Source organism: Aeromonas sp. 600479 (assembly GCF_049175515.1).
In the GTDB taxonomy this organism is placed as follows: domain Bacteria; phylum Pseudomonadota; class Gammaproteobacteria; order Enterobacterales; family Aeromonadaceae; genus Aeromonas; species Aeromonas veronii_A.
Genome location: NZ_JAAKVF010000004.1, coordinates 88,856 through 110,852, shown reverse-complemented (window position 1 = coordinate 110,852; position 21,997 = coordinate 88,856). Strand labels below are relative to the sequence as shown.

Sequence of the window (21,997 nt, the reverse complement as noted above, 5' to 3'; positions counted from 1 at the left end):
GCCAGGCCTGTGTAAGGAGTGTTATGAAGTTCAGTCCCCTGCTCGATGAGATGATGAAAGCCCTGCAGGTATTGCCGGGGGTGGGGCCCAAGTCTGCCCAGCGGATGGCCTTTACCCTGCTCGAGCGTGAGCGCAGCGGCGGCTTGCGGTTGGCCCAGCTGCTCTCTCGCGCCCTGACCGAGATTGGCCACTGCAGCCACTGCCGCACCTTTACCGAGAACGATCGCTGCGATATTTGCGCCAATCCCAAGCGGGAAGAGAACGGTCTGCTCTGCGTGGTGGAGAGTCCGGCGGACGTGGCCGCCATCGAGCAGACCGGCCAGTTTTCCGGTCGCTACTTCGTGCTGATGGGCCATCTGTCGCCGCTGGACGGCATAGGCCCGGAGGAGCTGGGGCTCGATATTCTGGAGCGCCGCCTGAAGGAAGAGCACATCAGCGAGCTGATCCTCGCCACCAATCCCACCATCGAGGGGGATGCCACCGCCTGGTATATCGCCGATATGGCCCGTGCGGCCGGGGTGGAGGTGAGTCGCATCGCCCATGGCGTGCCGGTAGGGGGTGAGCTGGAGCTGGTGGATGGCACCACGCTCTCCCACTCCCTGATGGGACGCCAGCGCCTCAAGTAAGGGGCGGGTGGTGACAAGTCGCGAAAAACTGAACATAAAATCGGCGGTTACACGCCAACAGGGGGCGAATGAGCAGGATTGCACATTCGCCCCCTTGATATTTGGATCGCTGTCCCCATCTAGGTTGGGCGTATGTTCAACCCGATGTTTCTGAGGATTGGTCCATGACCCAAAGTGTTCATGCCGAAACCCACGGCTTTCAAACTGAAGTCAAACAACTGCTGAGCCTGATGGCTCACAGCCTCTACTCCAACAAAGAAGTATTCCTGCGCGAGCTGATCTCCAACGCATCCGATGCGGCGGACAAGCTGCGCTTCAAGGCGCTTTCCGATGCCTCTTTGTTCGAAAACGACGGCCAGTTGCGTGTGCGCCTGGTGGTGGACAAAGAGAAGCGTACCCTGACCATCTCCGATAACGGGATCGGTATGACCCGTGATCAGGTGATTGAGCATCTGGGTACCATCGCCAAGTCCGGCACCGCCGAATTCTTCAAGAACCTCTCCGGCGATCAGGGCAAGGATTCCCAGCTGATCGGTCAGTTCGGGGTCGGTTTCTACTCTGCCTTTATCGTGGCCGACAAGGTGACCGTGGTGTCCCGCGCCGCCGGTACTGCTCCGGAGCAGGGTGTGCAGTGGGAGTCGGAAGGGGAAGGCTCCTTCACCGTCGCTGATGTGACCAAAGAGGGTCGCGGTACCGACGTCATCCTGCACCTGCGCGCCGAAGAGGACGAGTTCCTCGATGACTGGCGTCTGCGCTCCGTGGTGGGCAAATATTCCGATCACATCAGTGTACCGGTCGAGATGTTCAAAGAGGGTACCCCGGATCGCGAAGAGAATGGTGAGACCATCGTCGGCACCCCGGGCGAGTGGGAGCAGGTCAACCGCGCGACTGCACTGTGGACTCGTAACCCGAAAGATATCAAGGACGAGGAGTATCAGGAGTTCTACAAGCACGTCGCCCACGACTTTGAAGATCCGCTGCTCTGGGGTCACAACCGGGTGGAAGGGGCGCAAGAGTACACCAGCCTGCTCTACGTACCGGCCCGCGCACCGTTCGACCTCTACAACCGCGATCAGAAGCACGGTCTGAAGCTCTATGTGCAGCGCGTCTTCATCATGGATGACGCCGAGCAGTTTATGCCGACCTACCTGCGCTTCGTCAAAGGGGTGCTGGACTCCAACGATCTGCCGCTCAACGTCAGCCGCGAGATCCTGCAGGATAACAAGGTGACTGCCTCCCTGCGCAAGGCTTGCTCCAAGCGCGTGCTGACCATGCTCTCCAAGCTGGCGAAAGACGATGCCGAGAAGTACGCCAAATTCTGGAAAGAGTTCGGTAACGTGCTCAAAGAGGGCCCGGCCGAGGATTACGCCAACCGCGAAGAGATCGCCAAGCTCCTGCGCTTTGCCAGTACCGCTGGCGAGGGTGAAGCCCAGACCGTGTCGCTGGAAGATTACGTTGGCCGCATGAAGGAAGGTCAGCAGAAGATCTACTACATCACTGCTGACTCCTATGCCGCCGCCAAGAACAGCCCGCACCTCGAGATCTTCCGCAAGAAGGGTGTCGAAGTGCTGCTGATGTGGGAGCGCGTGGACGAGTGGCTGATGAGCCACCTGACCGAGTTCGATGGCAAGCAACTTATCTCCGTCACCCGTGGCGAGCTGGATCTCGGCGATCTGGAAGACGAAGCCTCCAAGCAGGCACAGGAAGAGGCCGAGAAGGCCAACGCCGGTCTGGTTGAGCGGGTCAAGAAGAGCCTGGGCGATGCAGTGAAAGAGGTGCGTGTCACCCACCGTCTGACTGACTCCCCCTCTTGCATCGTCACCGACGCCTACGGTATGAGCACCCAGATGATCAAGCTGATGCGCGCGGCCGGCCAGCCGGTACCGGAGCAGAAGTACATTCTGGAGCTCAACCCTGACCATGCGCTGGTGAAGAAGCTCGATACCATTGAAGACGAGGCGCTGTTCGGTGAGTGGGTCACCCTGCTGCACGAACAGGCCCAGCTGGCCGAGCAGGGCGGGCTGAACGATCCGGCGAGCTTCGTCTCCCGCATCAACCGTCTGCTGCTGCAAGCCTAAGCAGCAACGCCGGTAACAGAAAGCCCACTGCATGCAGTGGGCTTTTTTGATCCCGCCGAGTGAGCTCGGCGAAACACAGTGGCAAGGGAGGCGGCCAGAGTCTCTCTATTTGCGGTATTCGTTGTTGTAGTTCTGGATGAGACGGCGAGTCACCTCATGTTGGGGATCGGCAAACACCTTGAGAGTCTTGCCGCGCTCCACCACCCGACCTTCGTGCATTACCAGCACCTCGTCGCTGATATGGCTGACGATACCCAAATCGTTGGCTACCAGCACATAACTCAGTCCCATGGTCTCCTGCATCTCCAGCAGCAGATTGATGATCTGGGAGCGTACCGAGATATCCAGGGTGGAGAGCGCCTCATCGGCCACCACTATCTTGGGGTTGAGGATCAGCGCGCGCGCCAACGCCACCCGCTGCTGCTGACCGGAGGAGAGCATCTGCGGGTAGAAGAGGGCGTGATCCGGCAGCATCCCCACCATACGCAGGGTCTGCACCACCTTCTCGCGGCGCTCCTCTTCAGTCATCTCGGTGTTGAGGCGCAGCGGTGTCTCCAGGATCTGGCCGACCCGGATCTTGCGGTTCAGCGAGGTGTTGGGATCTTGAAAAATCATCCGCAGCAGTTTGCAGCGAGTCTGGTAATCGCCATGCACCATCAGCTGGCCGTCGATGGCGATGTCGCCGCTGGTGGGTTCGATCATCCCGGCCAGAATGCGGGCGAGGGTACTCTTGCCGGAGCCAGCTTCGCCGACGATGGCGAGGGTCTGACCCACTTCGAGATCGAACGAGAGGGGCTTGATCGCCTCCACCGCCTGACGACGGAATAGACCGGTGCGGTTCTGGTAGGTTTTGCTAAGGCCTCTGACCTGCAACAGGGACGGCTCGATCACAAGCGGGGCTCCTTCATGGGGGCATTAACGGTCATCATTTTTTTGGCTCCTCCATGTTCAGCGGGAAGTGGCAGCTGAACTGATGGCCCTTGATCTTGTTCATCAACGGAGTCTGCACGCACTGCTTCTGGGCGTAGGGGCAGCGCGGCCCCAGACGGCAGCCGATGGGCAGGTGTTGCAGCGGCGGGATGACGCCGGGCAGGGTCTCGAGGCGCGACTTGTGGCGCACCAGCTTGTCAAAGTCGGGGATCGATTTGAGCAGGGCATCGGTATAGGGGTGATGCGGGGTCTCGAGGATCTGCTCCCGGGTGCCCACTTCCACCATCTGGCCGCAGTACATCACGTTGATGGTATCGGTCAGGTTGGCGATGGCGGCGATATCGTTACTGATGATCAGGATGGTGGTATTGCCCAGCTTGTTCATCTTGTCCAGCAGTCGCAGGATCTGGGAGTGGGTGGTGGACTCCATGGCGCTGGTAGGCTCGTCGGCTACCAGCAGACGCGGCTGGTTGGCAATGGCCATGGCGATCATCACCTTCTGGCACATGCCATCCGACAGCTCGTGGGGATAGGCGCGCATCACCTTGCGGTGATCCTTGACGCCTACCCGGTGCAGCAGGGCGATGGCCTTCTTCTTGCGCCACTGGAAGCGCTGCCAGAATTGTCCCTCGAACGAATCGGTCGGGATCGCCTCTTCCAGCTGGGTGCCGATCTCTTCGGAGGGGTCGAGACAGCTGATGGGGTCCTGGAAGATCATGGCGATCTCGCGGCCCATGATGCGACGGCGCTCCTTGGGGGCCATGGTCAGCAGATCCATGTCGTTGAAACGCATCCGGTCGGCACGAACCGTCCAGTTGTCTTTCTCGATGCCGACGATCACCTTGGCGATCAGACTTTTTCCGGAGCCGGATTCACCCACCAGACCGCGGATCTCCCCCTCGGTCAGGGTCAGGCTCACCTTGTCCACCGCCTTGACCTTGCCCTGCGGGGTGTCGATCTCGATGGTGAGGTTGCGTATGTCGAGCAGAGGCATCAGTCATTCCCCTCTTTGAGTGCTTCACGAATGCCTTCACCAACCAGCGATGGGTTGACCTGCACGCCGTACAGGAATGAGTGGGGGACAAGGGTGAGCATGTCTATCTTGGGCACAGAGCATTGCATCAGTCATTCCCCTCTTTGAGCGCTTCGCGGATGCCTTCGCCAACCAGGTTGGTGACCAGCACGCTGAACAGGATAGCCATGCCCGGCAAAGTGACGGTCCAGGGGGCGAGATAGATGAGATCGCTCGAATCAGCCAGCATGGTGCCCCACTCCGGTTGGGGAGACTGGGCGCCGAGGCCGAGAAAACCGACTGCCGAGATATCGAGGATGGCTGCCGACAAGGTGCGAGTAGTCTGGGCCACCAGGGTTTCGACGATATTGGGCAAAATAGCCAGACGCATGATCCTGAAGGGGGGCGAGCCATCGAGCCGACTGGCAATGATGTACTCCTTCTGCATCTCGGCATGCACCGCGTTGTAAGTGGCCCGTATAAAGGGGGGGATCAATGCCAGGGTAATGGCGATCAGGGTGTTGCCAAGGCCCGGACCCAGAATGGCAACCATGATGATGGCCATTAACAGGGAGGGGATGGAGAGCAGAGTATCGAGCAGATGGTGCAGCACACTCGATTTGAGCCCCTTGCTCATGCCACCGAGGATACCAATGGCAGAGCCGACCACCATGGCGATCGCCACCACGACCAGGGCACAGCCGAAGGTGAGACGTGCTCCTACCACCAGCCGGGAGAGCATGTCGCGCCCCAAATCATCGGTGCCCAGGAAGTAGTCGATATTGCCGGTTGCCGCCCAGGATGGGGCCAGCAGCAGCTTGTCGGTGTGTTGTTCATCAATGCCGTAGGGAACGACCAGTGGCCCCACCAGAGTGACAAGCAGCAACAGTAAAAAACACCAGAGGCCCGCCATCGCCAGCGGGTTACGGCGATAGGATGCCCACGTCTGCTCAAGGGGCGAAAGGATCTTGAGTTCGGGGTAAATGTTCGATTTATCTTGCATAGGGAGGGTACCTGGCTCCTGGTCACGCCATGAGCGCGTTCAATCCTGTTTGGCATAGAGCTCTTTGCGCCGTGCCGGATAGATAAGGGTGGTCAGCAACTCTGTGCTGACGCTGATCAGAATAACGAAACTGGCCACCACCAGAGTCGCACCACGAATGGCGGCGTAATCCTGCAGGGCGATGCTGCTGATGAGCCAGCGGCCGATCCCGTGCCACTCGAACACCACCTCGGTGATCATGGCGGAGGTGAGCACGCTGCCCAGTTGCAAGCCCAGCAGCGGGAGTACCGGCGGCAGGGCGTTCTTCAGACCATGGCGCCAGACGATCTGCGCCTTGGACAGGCCCCGGCTCGCCGCCGCCTTGATGTAGTTCTGCTTCATCACGTCGATGAGGGAGCTGCGCACATGACGGATCACCTCGGTGGTGGGCACCACCGCCAGCACCAGTGACGGGAGAATAAGGTGGCGCAGGGCATCATGTAGTGCTGCTTGTCGCCAGGGCTCGTGGCTCAACAATACATCGATCAGGGCAATACCGGTAATGTGTGGTACATCGTAGAGCAGGCTGATCTGTCCTGATGACGGTAGCCACCCAAGATCCAGCGAAAAGAGCATTACCACCAGCAGTGCCAACCAGAATACCGGTACCGCATAGCCGATAAGACCTGCGGTCATGATGGAGAGATCCAGCGTCTTGCCTTGTGACAGGGCCGCCAGAGTGCCGAGGGGAATGCCCACCAGCAGCGAGATGGCAAATGCCGCCAGGCAGAGGATCAGGGTGGCGGGAAAATAGTGGCGGATCTCGTCCAGCACCGGCAGCCCGGAGACGCTGGAGATCCCCAGGTCGCCAGCAAAAATACGGCGCAGAAAGTCGGGATAACCGCGCCAGAAACTCAGTTCGTGACCGAGCAACCGATACTCCAGCAGATAGGCGACCAGCGTCAGCGCCAGCAGGGTGATGAGCAGCAGGTTGATGCGGCGCAAGATGTATAGAAGCATGCTTACTCCCTGTAGGCCTGATTGAAGGAGGTGCCGCCAAAGGGCATCAGTGTCAGCCCCTCGATATCGCTGCGAGTGACCTGGGTACGCAGGGCATGGGCCAGCGGAATGAGCGGCAACTGTTCATTGAGCAGGGTTTGCGCGTAATAGTAGTTGCGCAGCCGGAACGAGAGCTGGGGTGTGGTGACCGCATCATCCAGCAGCTGGTCGAAGGCCGGACTGCACCAGCGGCTGTAGTTGTTGCCCCGCTCCACCGCAGAGCAGCTCAGCAACTGGCGAAAGAAGTTGTCCGGGTCGGCATTGTCGGCGATCCAGCCGGAGAGCAGACTGTCGTATTGCCCATTGAGCAGGCGTCTCTCAATGACGGGCCACTCTTGCTGCACAATCTTGAGTTTGATCCCCACCTTGGCCAGGTCACTGCGGATCAGTTGGGCTGTCTTGACCGCATCCGGGTTGTAGGGGCGGGCGTCCGGTTGCACCAGTACCTGCATTTCCAGTCCCTGTTCGAGCCCGGCCTCCTTGAGCAGTTGGCGTGCCCGTTTCAGGTCGGGCTTGCGCTCGGGCAGGCTGGGGTTGTAGCCCCAGGAGAGGGGGGGCAGCAGACTGTTGGCTGGCAGGCCGGTATCGAAATAGACCGCCTGTAGCAGGTTGTCGACATTGATGGCGCTGGCAATGGCCTGGCGAACCTTGACGTTGTTGAACGGTGGTTTACGGGTATTGAGGGCTAAAAACGCGACATTCATTCCTGACTGGACCGAGAGGCTCAAGTCGGGGTGCTCTTTGATCACCGAGAGCTGGCTGGCAGCCGGCGTGCTCATCACGTCGCACTCGCCGGTCAGCAGCTTGGCCAGCCGTTTGGCGGATTTGGGGGTGATGTCGTAAACCAGTTGTTCAATTTTTGCTGGCCCGTTCCAGTAAGCGGGATGGCGCTGATAGCGAATGAACTCGTTGTGACGATACTCCTTGAAGCTGAACGGGCCGGTACCGATGGGGCGGCTATCCAGCAGGGTCGGTGTGCCTGCGTTGAGCAACTGGTCGGCATATTCGGCCGAGAGGATCACTGCATAGTCGCTCGCCAGGGTAGCAAGGAAAGAGGCGTTGGGCTGATTCAACTCAAAGACGACGGTGTGTGGCCCTTTTTTGTAGACCTTCTTGATCAGCTGATCCTGCCCCAGACTGAAGAAGTAGGGGTAGTCGCCGCCGGAAACCAGATGATAGGGGTGCTGCTCGTCAAGCTGGCGGGCATAGGTGAAGACCACGTCGTCGGCATTGAAGGGACGGCTAGGTGTGAACCAGGCGGTATGGTGAAAGCTTACCCCTTCGCGCAGGGTCAGGGTGTAGGTGAGGCCATCCTCACTGATCTGCCAGTTGGTGGCAAGCGCCGGCTCCAGCGCCAGGGTGTTGGGGTTAACTTCCAGCAAGCGGTCGTAGAGCGGACGGGCACTGGCATCCAGCGTCACCCCTGAGTTGGAAACATGGGGATTGAAGGAGAGGGGGGAGCCCTCAGCGCAATAGATAAGCCCGGTTTTGGAGGCCTCGGGTTGCTTCTGGCAGCCGGTGACCAGCACCAGCAGACCCAGCAGCAAGGGTGTGAGCATTCTCATTGTTGAACCATGTTCTTATAGGGGTTTTGTACGCACGTTTTGATACAAATGTGCCAGCGCGAAGGCTGGCGTGTTGCTGGAGTCGGCATCAACCGCGCTCCTTCACTCTTGTTCTGCATCGTTATCGCCATCCAGCAGCTGATATTTGCGTAGCATGCCACGGAACTGGTGATAGCTTAAGGCCAGCAGTTGAGCGGCTTTGCGCTGATTATACTGGGATTGCTGCATCGCTTGCTTGAGTAAATTAATCTCGTACTCCGCCACCGCCTGCTTGAGATCGAGCGGCAAGGCGAGGGGGGATGCAGATTGTACCTCGCTTCGGGCCTCTTGAGCTGGTTGCGTGACCTGTGGTCGCCAGGGGGAATCAAACGGGTTGAGCACCAGGGTCGAGAGCGGCAACTGGGGATTGCCCTGACGATAGATACTTCGCTCCACCACGTTCTTCAGCTCCCGCACGTTGCCCGGCCAGTGGTAATCCAGCAGTAGCTGGGTTGCCTTGCGCGAGAAACCGGCAAACAGCGGATAGCCCAGCTCCCGCGTCATGCTGTGGGCGAAGTGTTCCGCCAGCATCAGGATATCTTCCCGCCGCTCCCGCAAGGGGGGGAGGGTGATCACATCAAACGCGAGCCGGTCGAGCAGATCGTGGCGAAACTGCCCCTTGTCGGCCAGCGCAGGGAGATCCTCGTTGGTGGCGCAGACCAGCCGCACATCCACCTTGAGGGGCTTGGCCCCGCCCACCCGCTCGAACTCGCCATACTCGATGACCCGCAGCAACTTCTCCTGCACCCGGGCGCTGGTGGTGGCCAGCTCGTCGAGGAACAGGGTGCCGCCATCGGCCCGCTCGAAGCGGCCCTGATGGCGCTTGGCGGCGCCAGTAAACGACCCCGCTTCGTGACCGAACAGCTCGGTCTCCAGCAGGCTCTCACTCAGGGTGGCGCAGTTGATGGTGACAAAGCTTTGATCCCAGCGCGCCGAGAGATAATGTAGGCGGTGGGCGATCAGCTCCTTGCCCGTCCCCCGCTCACCGATGATCAGCACGGGTTTGCGCAGCGGGGCGAGCCGTGAGGCCTGCTCAATGATCTCGAGAAATGCGTTGGATTCCCCCAGCAGGCTTTCCGTGGCCGTGGTCATAGTGATCCCTGTCAGTTGTTAAAGCTGGTCAATCTTACCAAAAGTTGGTGATTTTAATCATCACTTGCGCGAGGCATCTTGCAATCCGGCTATTCTGCCCCATATAAATCAACAAGTTAAATTTTGTTCCAGATTGGCACACAAGTTGCCATTGTCAATGGAGAAACAACGCCATGCCAATAACAGGAGTGCAATCATGAGTATTTTTTCCCGTCTGGCCGACATCATCAATTCCAACCTGACGGCCCTGCTCGACAAGGCAGAAGATCCCCAGAAGATGGTGCGCCTGATCATCCAGGAGATGGAGGACGAGCTGGTCAAAGAGCGTTCCAATCTGGCCCGCTTCCTCGCCAGCCAGAAAGAGATTGGTCGTCAGGTCGCCCGTCATCAGGAGCGGGTCGACGAGTGGCAAGCCAAGGCCGAGCTGGCCCTGACCAAGGGGCGTGAAGATCTGGCCCGCGCCGCCCTTATCGAGAAGAAGAAACAGACCGAGTTGTCAGAGACCCTCTACCGCGAGCAGCAGGCGGTCGATAGCGGCATCGAGAAGCTGGGTGAAGAGATCCGCCAGCTGGAAGCCAAGCTGGAAGATGCCCGCGCCCGTCAAAAGGCGATGGCCATTCGCGCCGAAGCGGCCAGCAGCCGTCTCAATGTGCAGAGCCAGGTAGCCCGTGGCGAGAGCCAGGCGGTGGTGAGCAAGTTTGAGCGGATGGAGCGTCGCATCGACGAAATGGAAGCGCGCGCCGATCTGGGACAGTCCGACAAGGCGCTGGCGCAGCAGTTTGCCGAGCTGGAAGTGGACGATCAGATAAGTCGTGAGCTGGAAGCCATGCGCCAGAAGCTGGGCCAGGGCGACAGCAAAAGCGAAGGCAAACAGGGGGAGTAACAGATGGAAGATCTGCTGGGCGTATTGATGGTTCCCATGGTGGTCTTCATGGTGGTGGTAGCCCCCATCTGGCTGGTGCTGCACTATCGTGCCAAGGGGCGCATTGGCGCCGGTCTTGCCGATAGCGAGCGGGAACAGCTGCAAGGGCTGCTGGCTCGCACCGAGAAGATGCAGGAGCGAGTGGGCGCGCTGGAATCAATTCTGGATGCAGAAGTACCCGGTTGGAGGAACAAGGTATGAGCAGTGTCAGTCGTGAAGGGCGTAACCTCTATCGCGATCCCCAGCGTGGCAAGATAGCCGGGATCTGTGCCGGTTTGGCTGAGTATTTCGGGGTGGAGACCTGGATCGTGCGGCTGCTCGCCATCAGTGGCCTTATCTTCGCCGGTTTCATTACCTTCACCGCCTATATCGCCGCCTGGTTCTTGCTCGACAAAAAGCCGGTCACCCTCTATTCGCAAGAGGATGCCGACTTTGCTGAGGTGCGGATGAAAGCGCGCAGCTGGCAGGCGGGGATCACCCCTCATCAGGCGCTGGGCCGCATCGCGCAGGAACTTGACGCGCTGGAGCCCAGAGTTCAGCGGATCGAGAAGCTGGTGACCTCCAGGGAGTTCACCCTGCAGCGGGAATTTCGCAAGCTGTAGTTCTTGCTCAAGCACTCAATGTCGATGGCGGCGCCTCCCGTGATGCGCCACCATCGACACCAACTATCCAGATGCAACCACCAAGGGAGAACGGGTCAAGCCTTGATACTCAATAAACTGGAACAGAAGTTGACTCGCCTGCAACACAAGGCGAACGACGTGGTGAACCGGGTGCGGGATCGCCATATCCGGCTGGCGGTGACCGGCCTCTCTCGCAGCGGCAAAACCGCCTTTATCACGGCGCTGGTCAACCAGCTGGAACACGCGGCCATAGATGGCCGTTTGCCCCTGTGGGATGCCCTGCGTCAGGGGCGCATCCTCGGTGCCCGCCGGGTGCCGCAGCTCAATGCCCACATTCCTACCTTTGCTTACGAGCGTGGCCTCGACTCCCTGTTTGGCGATCCACCAGCCTGGCCCGAGCCCACTCGCGGCGTGGCCGAAGTGCGCCTCGAAATCCGTTATCGCACCCGTCATCCCCTGCGCAAGCATCTGGGGGAGATCTCCACCCTCTACGTGGATCTGGTGGACTACCCCGGGGAGTGGCTGCTCGACTTGCCGCTCCTTGAGATGAGCTACGAGCAGTGGAGCGAACAGGTGCGCGAGCAACTTCGTCGACCAGAGCTGCAGGCACTTGCCGCCAGCTGGCTGACACCCGGGTGGCAGGCCGATCAGCGCTTCGAAGAGCGGCCGGTGGCTGAGCTGGCCGAGCGCTACACCGCCTATCTGCATGCCTGCAAACAGGAGCTGGGATTGCATCTTATTCAACCCGGTCGCTTCGTGTTGCCGGGGGAGTATGCCGGTGCCCCCATGCTGCAATATGTACCCTGGGTGTGGGAGATGCCTGTCGGCGAGCCCGCCGATGGCACTCTTTACGCTACTCTCAAGCAGCGCTTCGAGCAGTACAAACAGCATCTGGTGCAGGGTTTTTATGAGCAGCACTTTGCCGGCTTTGATCGCCAGATCGTGCTGGTGGATTGCCTGCAGCCGCTTAACGCCGGGGCGGCCAGCTTTGGCGACATGCAGCAGGCCATCGCCCGCATCATGGAGAGCTTTGCCTACGGCAAAAGCAACTGGTGGCGGCGGCTCTTCTCGCCCCGTATCGACAAGCTGCTGTTTGTGGCGAGCAAGGCCGATCACGTTACCCCCGAACAGCATGGGCCCATGGTCTCCCTGCTCCAGCATCTGGTACGCAGCGGTCGCGGTCAGGCCCGTTTTGAGGGGATCACCACCGAGTGTCTGGCGCTTGCCGCCATCAAGGCGACCGAAGTGGGCAAGGGGGTGGCCAATGGCCGCGAGTTCCCCGCAATCCGCGGCACCAGTCTGAGCGGTGAGCCGCTGCTGCTGTTCCCCGGAGAGGTGCCGCCTCATACTCCCCCCGCACAGTGGTGGAACAGTCAGGGTTTTGATTTTCAGGCGTTTCGCCCCATGCCCATGAGCCCCCATCAGGCGCTGCCCCATATCCGGCTCGATGCGGCGCTGGAGTTTCTGCTCGGGGATCACCTCGAATAACGGTGTGCGGTCTTGGCACCTGAGCCGAAGGCTGCGCACAGGAGAACAATGCGATGAACGATCAGATAAAAGAGCGGCCACCGCTGCAGGGCAAGGTGATCCTTGAGCCAGCCTTGACGGTGGCCAGTGACGAGCGACCGCCCGCACCGGCTCAGCGGCTGGAGGAGGCGAGCTTCGAGCGTCTCGATGAGCTGGACGAGTTCACCGAGGTGGAGAGCGCCCTCGTCAGCAAACCGCGCCGCCGTCATCGGCTACTGGCGTGGGGGCTGGGGGCGGTCGGTCTGCTCTCGTTGGGCCAGTATGGCGCTTTCCTTTACGATCAATTTCTCACCACCCCGCTCTGGGGCAGCGCCTGGCTGGCGGCCTCGGCGCTGGTGGCGGCGGGTACCGCCAGCGTGGTGGGGCGCGAGTGGCTGCGACTGCGCACCCTCAAGCGGCGTCAGGATGTGCGCTCGCGTGCCGAAGATCTGCTGGCCCATCAGGGAGTCGGGCAGGGGCAGGCCTTTTGCGAAGGGTTGGCGGTCAAAAGTGGCGACAAGGGGCGCGAGGGGTATCAAACCTGGCTGGCCCAGCTCGACGAGAGCCACAGCGATCGGGAGGTGCTGACCCTCTATAGCCAGCTGGTGCTCGGCGAGCGCGACAAACTGGCGCAGGCGCGGGTGGCCAAATGGTCGGGGGAGGCCGCCGTGCTGGTGGCGCTCAGCCCGCTCGCCACCGTCGACATGATGCTGATGTTGTGGCGTAACCTGCGGATGATCGAGGATATCGCCGATGTCTACGCCATCGAGCTCGGCTACTGGAGCCGCATTCGCCTTATTCGTCAGGTGTTTCGCAACATGCTCTATGCCGGTGCCACCGAACTGGTGACCGAGGTGGGGATGGACTTGCTGGGCGCCGAGTTTGCCGCCAAGCTCTCTGCCCGCGCGGCGCAAGGGGTGGGGGCCGGGCTGCTCACCGCTCGCCTTGGCCTGCGTACTATAGAGGCGTGTCGCCCGCTGCCCTGGTGTGCGGACGAGAAACCCAAACTGGGAGAGCTGCGCAAGCGGCTGATCGGCCAGTTGGCGGGGTATCTCAACAAATCCTGATAGCCCTGTCTGCACCTTGCTGCGATGACCCATGCCCCTGTCGTGCTCGCCAAGTCGCAGGGGCATGGTTTTAATCGGCAGATCATTGAGTTGGCAGCAGTGCCCGGTTTTGGCGAGGCGCCCGTTTACGGTTAAGCTGGCAGTCAATCTTACCAATCACACTCATCGTACCAATCGGCAAGGATGACCGATGAACTTTACCTTTCGCCAGATCCGTTATTTTGTGGCCGTGGCCGACAGCTTCTCAGTGAGTCGTGCCGCAGCCGAGCTTCATATCTCCCAGTCGGCGGTCACCAGCGCCATTCGCGAGTTGGAGACCGAGCTCGGTGCCCCGCTATTCGAGCGCAATCCGCGCGGCGTCACCCTCACCACTCAGGGCCACCAGTTTTTGCTCCACGCCCGCCGTATTCTCGGCGCCATGACCGAGGCGAGCCACTCACTCAAAGCAGTAGCCCAGCAGGATCAGGGGCGACTCACCATCGGCGTGACCACCTTGGTGGCGGGTTACTACCTCTCAGAGGCGCTCGGCCGTTTTCGCCGCGCCTTTCCGGCGGTACAGATCGAGGTGAAGGAGGATGAACAGCCTTTTCTGGAGCACCAGATCGTCAACGGCGAGGTGGATGTGGGGATCCTGATGACCAACCGCACCATCCGGCAAGAGGCGTTTGATACCGAATTGCTGACCCGTTCGCCGCTGCGGCTCTGGCTGGCCGCCAATCACCCGCTCTGCGCCGAGTCGACCCTCTCGCTCACCGCGCTGGGGGAGGAGCCGATGATCTCGCTGACCGCCGATCAGCTCGATCAGATCATCGGTGGCGGCCTGCGCCGCTACGGCATCTCCCCCCGCATCGTGCTGCGCACCGCGTCGGTGGAGGCAGTGCGCAGTCTGGTCGCCAGCCAGCTCGGGGTCGCCCTGCTGCCCGATTTTGCCTATCGCCCCTGGTCGCTGGAGCAGGAGCGGGTCGAGGCGCGCCCCATCAAGGAGCCCATTCCCGCCATCGATATCGGGCTGGTGTGGCGCCGTGGTTCTCGGCTGGATTGGACGGCGCGGGAATTTATCGATATTGCGCGGGATCAGAGCCGGTTGCGGGCCCGTCAGGCGCTCCCTCGCTAGCCATCTTTTGCGGGGTAGCCACCAAAAATCAGATTCATCTGCACTCGGTATCGATTTAGCTGATACCTGAGCCACCAAAAATTGAAATATTCATCGTATTGCCACTCCCCTAAGCTCATTGCTGGTTAACAGGATGTTAACGCCCACGGCGGCGTTCCCTCACCTGATGCAAGTCAACACAATGCAAGGAGTGCATGATGAAATTGACCCCTCTGATGCTGGCTCTTGTTCCGGCGCTGCTGGCAGGCCAGACCCAGGCTGCCCCGACCGAGCTCGGCAAGGGTGAAGGCCAGCTCAATATTGTGGCCTGGGCTGGCTACGTCGAACGTGGTGAGACCGACAAGAACTACGACTGGGTGACCGGATTCGAGAAAGAGACCGGCTGCAAGGTGAACGTCAAAACGGCGGCCACCTCGGACGAGATGGTAGCTTTGATGAACGAGGGGGGCTTCGATCTGGTGACCGCCTCCGGCGATGCCAGCTTGCGTCTGATTGCCGGTGGCAAGGTGCAGGCGCTCAATCTGGCGCTCATCCCGAGCTACAGCAAGATTGATCCCCGTCTGCAAAATGCCCCCTGGCACACTGTGGATGGCAAGCACTACGGCGTGCCCTACCAGTGGGGCGGAAATATCCTGATGTACAACACCAAGGTATTCCCCAAGGCACCGGACTCCTGGAACGTGGTATTCGAGGAACAGACCCTGGCGGATGGCAAGTCTAACAAGGGGCGGGTGCAGGCCTTTGACGGCCCGATCCACATCGCCGATGCCGCCCTCTATCTGATGACCCATCAGCCCGCGCTGGGCATCAAGGATCCTTACGAGCTGAACGAGGAGCAGTACAAGGCCTCCCTCGATCTGCTGCGCAAGCAGCGCCAGCTGGTGGGACGCTACTGGCATGATGCTTTCGTTCAAATCGACGACTTCAAGAACGAAGGGGTGGTTGCCTCAGGCTCCTGGCCGTTCCAGGCCAACGCCCTGATCGCCGACAAGCAGCCCATCGCCACCACTGTGCCGAAAGAGGGAGTGACCGGTTGGGCCGATACCAGCATGGTGCACAGCGATGCCAAGAACCTCACCTGCGCTTACAAGTGGCTGGAGCACTCCCTGAGCAACAAGCTGCAGGGAGATCTCGCCGCCTGGTTTGGCTCGGTGCCTGTGGTACCTGCCGCCTGCGAGGGCAATGCCCTGCTGGGCCCGACCGGGTGCAAAACTAACGGTATCGACAACTTCGATCGGGTTCGCTTCTGGCGCACTCCGGTCTCCCAGTGCAAGAGCCAGGGAACTTGCGTGCCCTATTACCGCTGGGTTTCCGACTATATCGCCATTCTGGGCGGTCGCTGAGGTGGGGTGAGCAGCGTTTCCTCTGCACAGTTGCTCAAACCGGATAATCAAGCGGGCCGGACAGGAGTCCGGCCCATCCCAGTACAGACAAGGACGCCCCATGAACGCCGTACAATTTGACCGGGTCAGTCGCCACTATGGCGAGGTGAAGGCGGTCGACGACATCTCTTTCCAGATCCCCTCCGGGGAATTCTTTACCCTGCTGGGGCCGAGCGGTTCCGGCAAGACCACTTGCCTGCGGATGATCGCGGGCTTCGAGTACCCGAGCGACGGGGAGATCCGCCTGTTTGGCGAACCCTGCTCCACCGTGCCGCCCTATGATCGCAACCTCAATACCGTGTTTCAGGACTACGCCCTGTTTCCCAACATGGATGTGCGCGACAACATCGGCTATGGCCTGATGCTCAAGGGGGTCGCCAAGGCGGAGCGTTACCGCAAGGTGGACGAGATGCTGGAGCTGGTGCGACTGCCCGGGGTCGGCAAGCGCCGCCCGAGCCAGCTCTCCGGCGGCCAGCGCCAGCGCATCGCCATCGCCCGGGCGCTTATCAACCAGCCACGCATCCTGCTGCTGGATGAGCCGCTGGGGGCCCTCGATCTCAAACTGCGAGAGCAGATGCAGCTTGAGCTCAAGGCGCTGCAACGCCAGCTGGGCATCACCTTTATCTTCGTCACCCACGATCAGCAGGAGGCGCTCTCCATGAGCGACCGGATCTGCATCTTCAGTCAGGGCAAGATCGAGCAGATCGCTGCGCCCGATACTATCTACGACGCTCCGGCAACGCCGTTTGTGGCCCGCTTCGTTGGCACCGTCAATCTGTTCGAAGGGGAGCAGGCCAGACGGCTGTGCGGCGACGGCAGCCAGATGATGGTGCGCCCGGAGCGGATCCGGCTCGCTGAGGCGGGCGCGCCGGGCTGGTCGGGGGAGATCCGCGAGGTGGAGTATCTGGGCCCCTTCGTCCGTTATCGGGTTGATCTCGGGGAGCAGCTCGAGATCATCGTCAACCACCCCAATGAGGGGCAGGCCCGTCTGGCGCGTGGCAGCAGGGTCAGCCTCAGTTGGCCGGAGCAGGCCATCCATCGCCTGAGCGGCGCCCATCAGGGGGCGCAGCCATGAGTGCCTCTCACAGTGCGAGTCTTGCCATGAACCATCAGCCCGAACCTGCCCGTTTCAGGCCGCTGCGGCGCCTCTCGACCCTGCTCTATGGTCGGCCCGGCCTGCTGCTGGCGATCCTGCTGGGGCCGCCGCTGCTGTGGCTCGGCATCATCTATGTCGGCTCCTTGCTGATGCTGCTCTCCAACTCTCTGTTCGGGCTGGACGAGTTCAGCGGTCAGGTGCGCCACGAGCTGGGGCTGCAAAACTTCGTCGCCCTGCTACGGCCGGAGAATCTGGATGTGATCGGCCGCACCGTCGGCATGTCGCTGCTGGTGACCCTGGCCTGCGCCCTGCTCGGTTTTCCGGTGGCCTACTACATGGCGCGCTACACCAGTGGCAAGACCCGGGCGCTGTTCTATGTGGGGATCATGCTGCCGCTCTGGTCCAGCTATCTGGTGCGGGTCTACGCCTGGAAGCTGATCTTGGCCAAGGAGGGGGTAGTGAGCTGGCTTGCGGACAGCATGGGGCTGGAGTGGCTGCTCGATGCCATCCTCTCCCTGCCGGTGATAGGTGGCCCGTCGCTCTCTTTTTCGCGGCTCGGCACCTTTATCGTGTTCGTCTATGTCTGGCTGCCCTTCATGATCCTGCCCATTCAGGCGGCGGTGGAGCGTATTCCGCGATCCCTCCTGGAGGCGAGCAGTGATCTGGGGGCAACACCCGCCCAGACTTTTCGCAACCTGATCCTGCCGCTGGCGTTGCCCGGTGTGGTGGCGGGCTCCATCTTCACCTTCTCGCTGACCCTCGGTGATTACATCATCCCCGGCATCATTGGCAACTCGACCATGTATATCGGTCAGGTGGTCTATATGCAGCAGGGGACTGCGGGCAACTTGCCCTTCGCCGCCGCCTTCTCGTTGGTGCCGATCCTTATCATCGCCATCTATCTGGCGATCGCGAAACGACTGGGGGCTTTTGATGCGCTTTGACCCTATCGCTTTGAACCGGCAGCAAGGAGGCCGTCATGTCAGCTAGCTCAGTGAGCAGTCAGGGAGAGCGCCCTTCGGGCCTGCTCAAGTACGCCGCCATCGGTGGGCTCTTGTTCCTGCACTTTCCCATTCTGTTTATCTTCCTCTACGCCTTCACCAGCGAGAGCAAGAGTTACCAGTTTCCGCCCCCCGGGCTCACCCTCAAGTGGTTCGAGGTGACCCTCAATCGCCCCGATGTATGGCGTGCCATCCAGCTGTCGCTGGAGGTAGCGGGGCTGGCGACGCTGGCGGCCATGGTGCTCGGCACTCTGGCGGCAGGGGCCATTGCCCGCAGCCGCTTCTTCGGTCAGGAGGTGGTGTCGCTCTTGCTGGTGCTGCCCATCGCGCTGCCCGGCATTGTCACCGGCATTGCGCTGCGCTCGGCCTACGGGTTGATGGAGATCCCGTTCAGCTTCTGGACCATCGTCATCGGCCACGCCACCTTCTGTGTGGTGGTGGTTTACAACAATGCGCTGGCCCGTTTTCGCCGCACCAACCAGTCGCTGATCGAAGCGTCGATGGATCTCGGGGCCGATGGTTTTCAGACCCTGCGCTACGTGATCCTGCCCAATCTGGCCACGGCGCTGCTGGCGGGGGGCATGCTGGCCTTTGCCCTGAGCTTTGATGAAGTGATCGTCACTACCTTCACTGCGGGCCAGCAGACCACCCTGCCCATCTGGATGTATCAGGAGCTGATCCGCCCCCGAGACAGGCCGGTCACCAACGTGGTGGCCCTCATCATAGTGGCCTTCACCACTATCCCTATTTTGCTTGCCTACTACCTCACTCGCGACACCCACGATGTCGCTGGCAGTGGCAAATGATGACTCAACGCGTGCGCAAGGATGCAACCATGAAACTCTCTACCCAACTCTTGATTGATGGCCAGTTTGTGACCGGCGAGGGGCAGGCCGAACCCATTCTCAACCCGGCCAACGGCGAACAGATCACCGCCGTGCCCGAAGCCTCGTTCGAACAGGTGAACCGGGCGGTGAACGGTGCCCAGCGCGCCTTCGCCCAGTGGAGCCGCACCACCCCGGCAAGCCGCAGCAACCTGCTGCTGCGGCTTGCGGATCTCATCGAGCGTCACGCCGAGGAGTTCGCAGCGCTCGAATCCCTCAACTGCGGCAAACCCTATTTGGCAGTGCTCAATGACGAGCTGCCCGCAGTGGTGGACTGCTTCCGCTTCTTTGCCGGGGCGGCCCGTTGCCTGCAAGGGCCGCTGGCGGGGGAGTATATCGAGGGACACACCAGCATGATCCGCCGCGATCCCGTCGGGGTGGTAGGCAGTATCGCCCCCTGGAACTACCCGTTGATGATGGCGGCCTGGAAGATGGCGCCGGTGCTGGCGGCGGGCAATACGGTGGTGCTCAAACCCTCCGAGCAGACCCCGCTCACCGCCCTGCGCCTTGCCGAGCTGGCCAGCGAGATCTTCCCGCGCGGCATCATCAACGTCATCTGCGGGCGGGGCGAGAGTGTGGGGGCGCCGCTGGTGGAGCACCCGCTGGTGCGGATGGTGTCGCTCACCGGCGATATCGCCACCGGCCAGAAGATCCTGCAAAGCGCCGCCCGTACCATGAAGCGCACCCACCTTGAACTAGGGGGCAAGGCGCCGGTGATCATCTTCGACGATGCGGATCTGGAGGCGGTGGTGGCGGGTATTCGCACCTTCGGTTTCTACAATGCAGGGCAAGATTGCACCGCCGCCTGCCGTATCTATGCCCAGGGCAAAATCTACGACAAGTTCGTCGCCGCCATGACCGAGGCGGTGGCCTCCATCAAGGTGGGCAGCCAGTACGAGGAGGGGGTGGAGATGGGGCCGCTCATCTCCGACAGACAGCGCAACCGGGTCGCCAGCTTTGTCGAGCGGGCCCAGAGCAGCGGCCATGTGGAGGTGACAGCGGGGGGCAAGATCCGCCCAGGCAACGGCTTCTTCTTCGAGCCGACCCTGATTGTCGGGGCCCGTCAGGAGGATGAGATCGTGCGCCGCGAGGTGTTTGGCCCTGTGGTGTCGGTGACCCGTTTCAATGATGCCGAGCAGGTGGTGCAGTGGGCCAACGACTCGGACTATGGCCTCGCCTCGTCGGTCTGGACCAAAGATCTGAGCCTCGCCAGCAAGGTGGCCAGCCACCTGCAATATGGCTGCACCTGGATCAACACCCACTTCATGCTCACCTCCGAGATGCCCCACGGCGGCATGAAGATGTCGGGCTACGGCAAGGATCTCTCCCTCTATGCGCTGGAGGATTACACGGTGCCGCGCCATATCATGGTCAAGCTGTAGTGGGGACTGGTTAGCGGGTTGTCACAATTTATTTACAACTGTTCCCGGCAGCCGGCTCATGGGTCGGCTGCTTTTTTTGTTGCCATTTCGTTACAGTGAAACCGTGATGAAACGGCAAGGCGCCTGATGTGGCGCCAGAGGATGGAACCGCTATGGCAACCTTTTACACCGCCCACCAGCCGGATGCTGACGGGGTGATCCACTACAGCAACGAGGAGCATGGTACCTGGCAGGTCCTGATCGAACGTCAGTTCGCCGCTCTCGATGGCAAGGGGTGTGACGAGTATCTGGCCGGTCTCGACAGACTGGGGCTGCCCCGTGAGCGCATCCCCCAGCTGGCCGAGATCAACGCCGTCTTGCAGCCTGCGACCGGCTGGTCGGTGGCGGCGGTGCCTGCGCTTATCTCGTTCGATCGCTTCTTCGCCCTGCTGGCCAACCGCCAGTTTCCGGTAGCGACCTTTATCCGGCGCCGGGACGAGCTCGACTACCTGCAAGAGCCCGATATCTTTCACGAGATCTTTGGCCACTGCGCCATGCTGACTAATCCGGCCTTTGCCCACTTCACCCACCTATACGGTCAGTTGGGGCAGCAGGCGAGCAAGGAGCAGCGGGTTTTTCTGGCGCGGCTCTACTGGTTCACCGTGGAGTTTGGCCTGCTGGCCACGCCTGACGGGCTGCGTATCTACGGTGGCGGCATTCTCTCCTCCATCGGCGAGACCGCCTATGCCCTCTCCGGCCAGCCGCTGCTGCAACCTTTCGATCTGTTGACCGTGCTGCGCACCCCGTATCGCATCGACATCATGCAGCCCACCTATTTTGTGCTGCCGAGTCTCGAGCATCTCTACCAACTGACTGGGGAGGAGATCATGGCTGCTCTGGCCGAGGCCAGTCGTCTTGGCCTCTATCCGCCACGTTTTGAGGTTCCCGCTGGCAAACAGGCGAGCTGACCAAAAGCAAACAACCCTATTTCATTTTCATTAATTTTTCATTAATTTTTCATTAATTCAAGCAGGAGTAACCCATGTCCGAACTGGCCAGCCAACAGTGTGAAGCGTGTCGCGCCGATGCCCCCAAGGTGAGCGATGAGGAGCTGCGTGAGCTGATGCAGCTTATTCCCGACTGGCAGCCGCTGGTGGAGGGGGGGGCGCTGCAACTGCGGCGGGAATTTACGTTTCGCAACTTCAAGGAGGCGCTGGCGTTTACCAACCGCCTGGGCGAGCTGGCGGAGGCAGAGTTCCATCATCCGGCCATCCTGACCGAGTGGGGCAAGGTGACCGTCAGCTGGTGGACCCACAAGATCGGCGGTTTGCATCGCAACGACTTCATCATGGCTGCGCGTACAGACCAATTGCCCAGATAATCTGAGAACAGGTTGAGGCGGAGTATCCCCCTTCCTGCATTTCTGACCGAATGGGGGAGGTGACCGTCAGCTGGTGGATGCATAAGATCGGCGGCTTGCATCGCAACGACTTCATCATGGCGGCGCGCACCGATCAGTTGCTCCGGTAATCGCACCCCACACCAGCGTCATCGGTTGACCCGGGCCTGCCTGCGAAAGCGGGGCGGGCCCGCATTTTTATGGGCTGGCGCTCGCACTGGGGGGATCGAGACTGTATTATCCGCTCATTCATAGAGTT

23 protein-coding genes are annotated in these 21,997 nt (G+C 60.9%); 16 read left to right on the top strand and 7 right to left on the bottom strand.

Going from position 1 to position 21,997, the window contains the following annotated elements:
- Positions 1-23 precede the first annotated feature (23 nt).
- Both recR and htpG read left to right on the top strand, forming a co-directional pair.
- Positions 24-626: a recombination mediator RecR gene (gene recR, locus G5149_RS06585; RefSeq protein WP_019444931.1), complete on the top strand. Its 603-nt coding sequence runs from the start codon at positions 24-26 to the stop codon at positions 624-626.
- Between the two features lie 164 nt (positions 627-790).
- On the top strand, positions 791-2,704 hold the full coding sequence (gene htpG, locus G5149_RS06580; RefSeq protein ID WP_337072913.1) for a molecular chaperone HtpG: 1,914 nt from the start codon (positions 791-793) through the stop codon (positions 2,702-2,704).
- 105 nt (positions 2,705-2,809) lie between these two features.
- Here the strand turns inward: htpG and G5149_RS06575 are convergent, their stop codons facing one another.
- The 7 genes from G5149_RS06575 to pspF all read right to left on the bottom strand — a co-directional run bounded on the left by G5149_RS06575 (position 2,810) and on the right by pspF (position 9,383).
- Positions 2,810-3,595: an ATP-binding cassette domain-containing protein gene (locus G5149_RS06575; RefSeq protein WP_005333681.1), complete on the bottom strand. Its 786-nt coding sequence runs from the start codon at positions 3,593-3,595 to the stop codon at positions 2,810-2,812.
- Between the two features lie 34 nt (positions 3,596-3,629).
- Positions 3,630-4,628, bottom strand: coding sequence for an oligopeptide/dipeptide ABC transporter ATP-binding protein (locus G5149_RS06570; protein ID WP_005333679.1), 999 nt, complete (start codon positions 4,626-4,628; stop codon positions 3,630-3,632).
- A complete protein-coding gene (locus tag G5149_RS06565; protein ID WP_421212122.1) occupies positions 4,628-4,756 on the bottom strand; it encodes a hypothetical protein in 129 nt (42 codons plus the stop codon). Before G5149_RS06565 ends, G5149_RS06570 begins: the two co-directional genes overlap by 1 nt.
- Positions 4,756-5,649, bottom strand: a complete 894-nt coding sequence (locus G5149_RS06560; RefSeq protein ID WP_005346264.1) for an ABC transporter permease subunit — start codon at positions 5,647-5,649, stop codon at positions 4,756-4,758. The genes G5149_RS06565 and G5149_RS06560 overlap by 1 nt, the downstream gene beginning before the upstream one ends.
- A 39-nt stretch (positions 5,650-5,688) precedes the next feature.
- Positions 5,689-6,648, bottom strand: a complete 960-nt coding sequence (locus G5149_RS06555) for an ABC transporter permease (RefSeq protein ID WP_288728356.1) — start codon at positions 6,646-6,648, stop codon at positions 5,689-5,691.
- 2 nt (positions 6,649-6,650) lie between these two features.
- Positions 6,651-8,246: an ABC transporter substrate-binding protein SapA gene (gene sapA, locus G5149_RS06550; RefSeq protein WP_216980316.1), complete on the bottom strand. Its 1,596-nt coding sequence runs from the start codon at positions 8,244-8,246 to the stop codon at positions 6,651-6,653.
- A 108-nt stretch (positions 8,247-8,354) separates the two neighbouring features.
- Positions 8,355-9,383, bottom strand: a complete 1,029-nt coding sequence (pspF, locus tag G5149_RS06545) for a phage shock protein operon transcriptional activator (RefSeq protein WP_005333674.1) — start codon at positions 9,381-9,383, stop codon at positions 8,355-8,357.
- Between the two features lie 196 nt (positions 9,384-9,579).
- On the opposite strand from pspF, the gene pspA reads away from it, so the two are divergent.
- The 14 genes from pspA to G5149_RS06475 all read left to right on the top strand — a co-directional run bounded on the left by pspA (position 9,580) and on the right by G5149_RS06475 (position 21,869).
- On the top strand, positions 9,580-10,266 hold the full coding sequence (pspA, locus tag G5149_RS06540) for a phage shock protein PspA (protein ID WP_421212121.1): 687 nt from the start codon (positions 9,580-9,582) through the stop codon (positions 10,264-10,266).
- Between the two features lie 3 nt (positions 10,267-10,269).
- On the top strand, positions 10,270-10,506 hold the full coding sequence (gene pspB / locus G5149_RS06535; RefSeq protein ID WP_005333672.1) for an envelope stress response membrane protein PspB: 237 nt from the start codon (positions 10,270-10,272) through the stop codon (positions 10,504-10,506).
- The gene (pspC, locus tag G5149_RS06530) at positions 10,503-10,907 is read left to right on the top strand and encodes an envelope stress response membrane protein PspC (protein WP_005333670.1); all 405 of its coding nucleotides are present in this window, start codon (positions 10,503-10,505) and stop codon (positions 10,905-10,907) included. Before pspB ends, pspC begins: the two co-directional genes overlap by 4 nt.
- A 102-nt stretch (positions 10,908-11,009) precedes the next feature.
- Entirely contained in the window at positions 11,010-12,416 is a 1,407-nt protein-coding gene (locus G5149_RS06525) for a YcjX family protein (protein ID WP_421212120.1), read from the top strand.
- A gap of 53 nt (positions 12,417-12,469) precedes the next feature.
- Positions 12,470-13,501 (top strand): YcjF family protein, encoded by a 1,032-nt coding sequence (locus G5149_RS06520; protein WP_236272075.1) that lies wholly within the window; start codon positions 12,470-12,472, stop codon positions 13,499-13,501.
- A 190-nt stretch (positions 13,502-13,691) separates the two neighbouring features.
- Positions 13,692-14,615, top strand: coding sequence for a LysR family transcriptional regulator (locus tag G5149_RS06515; RefSeq protein ID WP_005346246.1), 924 nt, complete (start codon positions 13,692-13,694; stop codon positions 14,613-14,615).
- A 197-nt stretch (positions 14,616-14,812) separates the two neighbouring features.
- Positions 14,813-15,958, top strand: coding sequence for an ABC transporter substrate-binding protein (locus G5149_RS06510; RefSeq protein WP_158113403.1), 1,146 nt, complete (start codon positions 14,813-14,815; stop codon positions 15,956-15,958).
- A gap of 100 nt (positions 15,959-16,058) precedes the next feature.
- Positions 16,059-17,072 (top strand): ABC transporter ATP-binding protein, encoded by a 1,014-nt coding sequence (locus tag G5149_RS06505; RefSeq protein WP_206877046.1) that lies wholly within the window; start codon positions 16,059-16,061, stop codon positions 17,070-17,072.
- A complete protein-coding gene (locus G5149_RS06500; protein ID WP_337072906.1) occupies positions 17,069-18,037 on the top strand; it encodes an ABC transporter permease in 969 nt (322 codons plus the stop codon). The genes G5149_RS06505 and G5149_RS06500 overlap by 4 nt, the downstream gene beginning before the upstream one ends.
- A 35-nt stretch (positions 18,038-18,072) precedes the next feature.
- Entirely contained in the window at positions 18,073-18,900 is an 828-nt protein-coding gene (locus G5149_RS06495; protein ID WP_216978933.1) for an ABC transporter permease, read from the top strand.
- Between the two features lie 29 nt (positions 18,901-18,929).
- Positions 18,930-20,360 (top strand): gamma-aminobutyraldehyde dehydrogenase, encoded by a 1,431-nt coding sequence (locus G5149_RS06490; RefSeq protein WP_421212119.1) that lies wholly within the window; start codon positions 18,930-18,932, stop codon positions 20,358-20,360.
- A gap of 152 nt (positions 20,361-20,512) precedes the next feature.
- On the top strand, positions 20,513-21,307 hold the full coding sequence (phhA, locus tag G5149_RS06485; protein WP_421212118.1) for a phenylalanine 4-monooxygenase: 795 nt from the start codon (positions 20,513-20,515) through the stop codon (positions 21,305-21,307).
- A gap of 74 nt (positions 21,308-21,381) precedes the next feature.
- Complete coding sequence (locus G5149_RS06480) at positions 21,382-21,720, top strand: 4a-hydroxytetrahydrobiopterin dehydratase (protein ID WP_216978931.1); 339 nt, start codon at positions 21,382-21,384, stop codon at positions 21,718-21,720.
- 50 nt (positions 21,721-21,770) lie between these two features.
- Complete coding sequence (locus tag G5149_RS06475) at positions 21,771-21,869, top strand: 4a-hydroxytetrahydrobiopterin dehydratase (RefSeq protein ID WP_270905441.1); 99 nt, start codon at positions 21,771-21,773, stop codon at positions 21,867-21,869.
- The last annotated feature ends 128 nt before the right edge of the window (positions 21,870-21,997 follow it).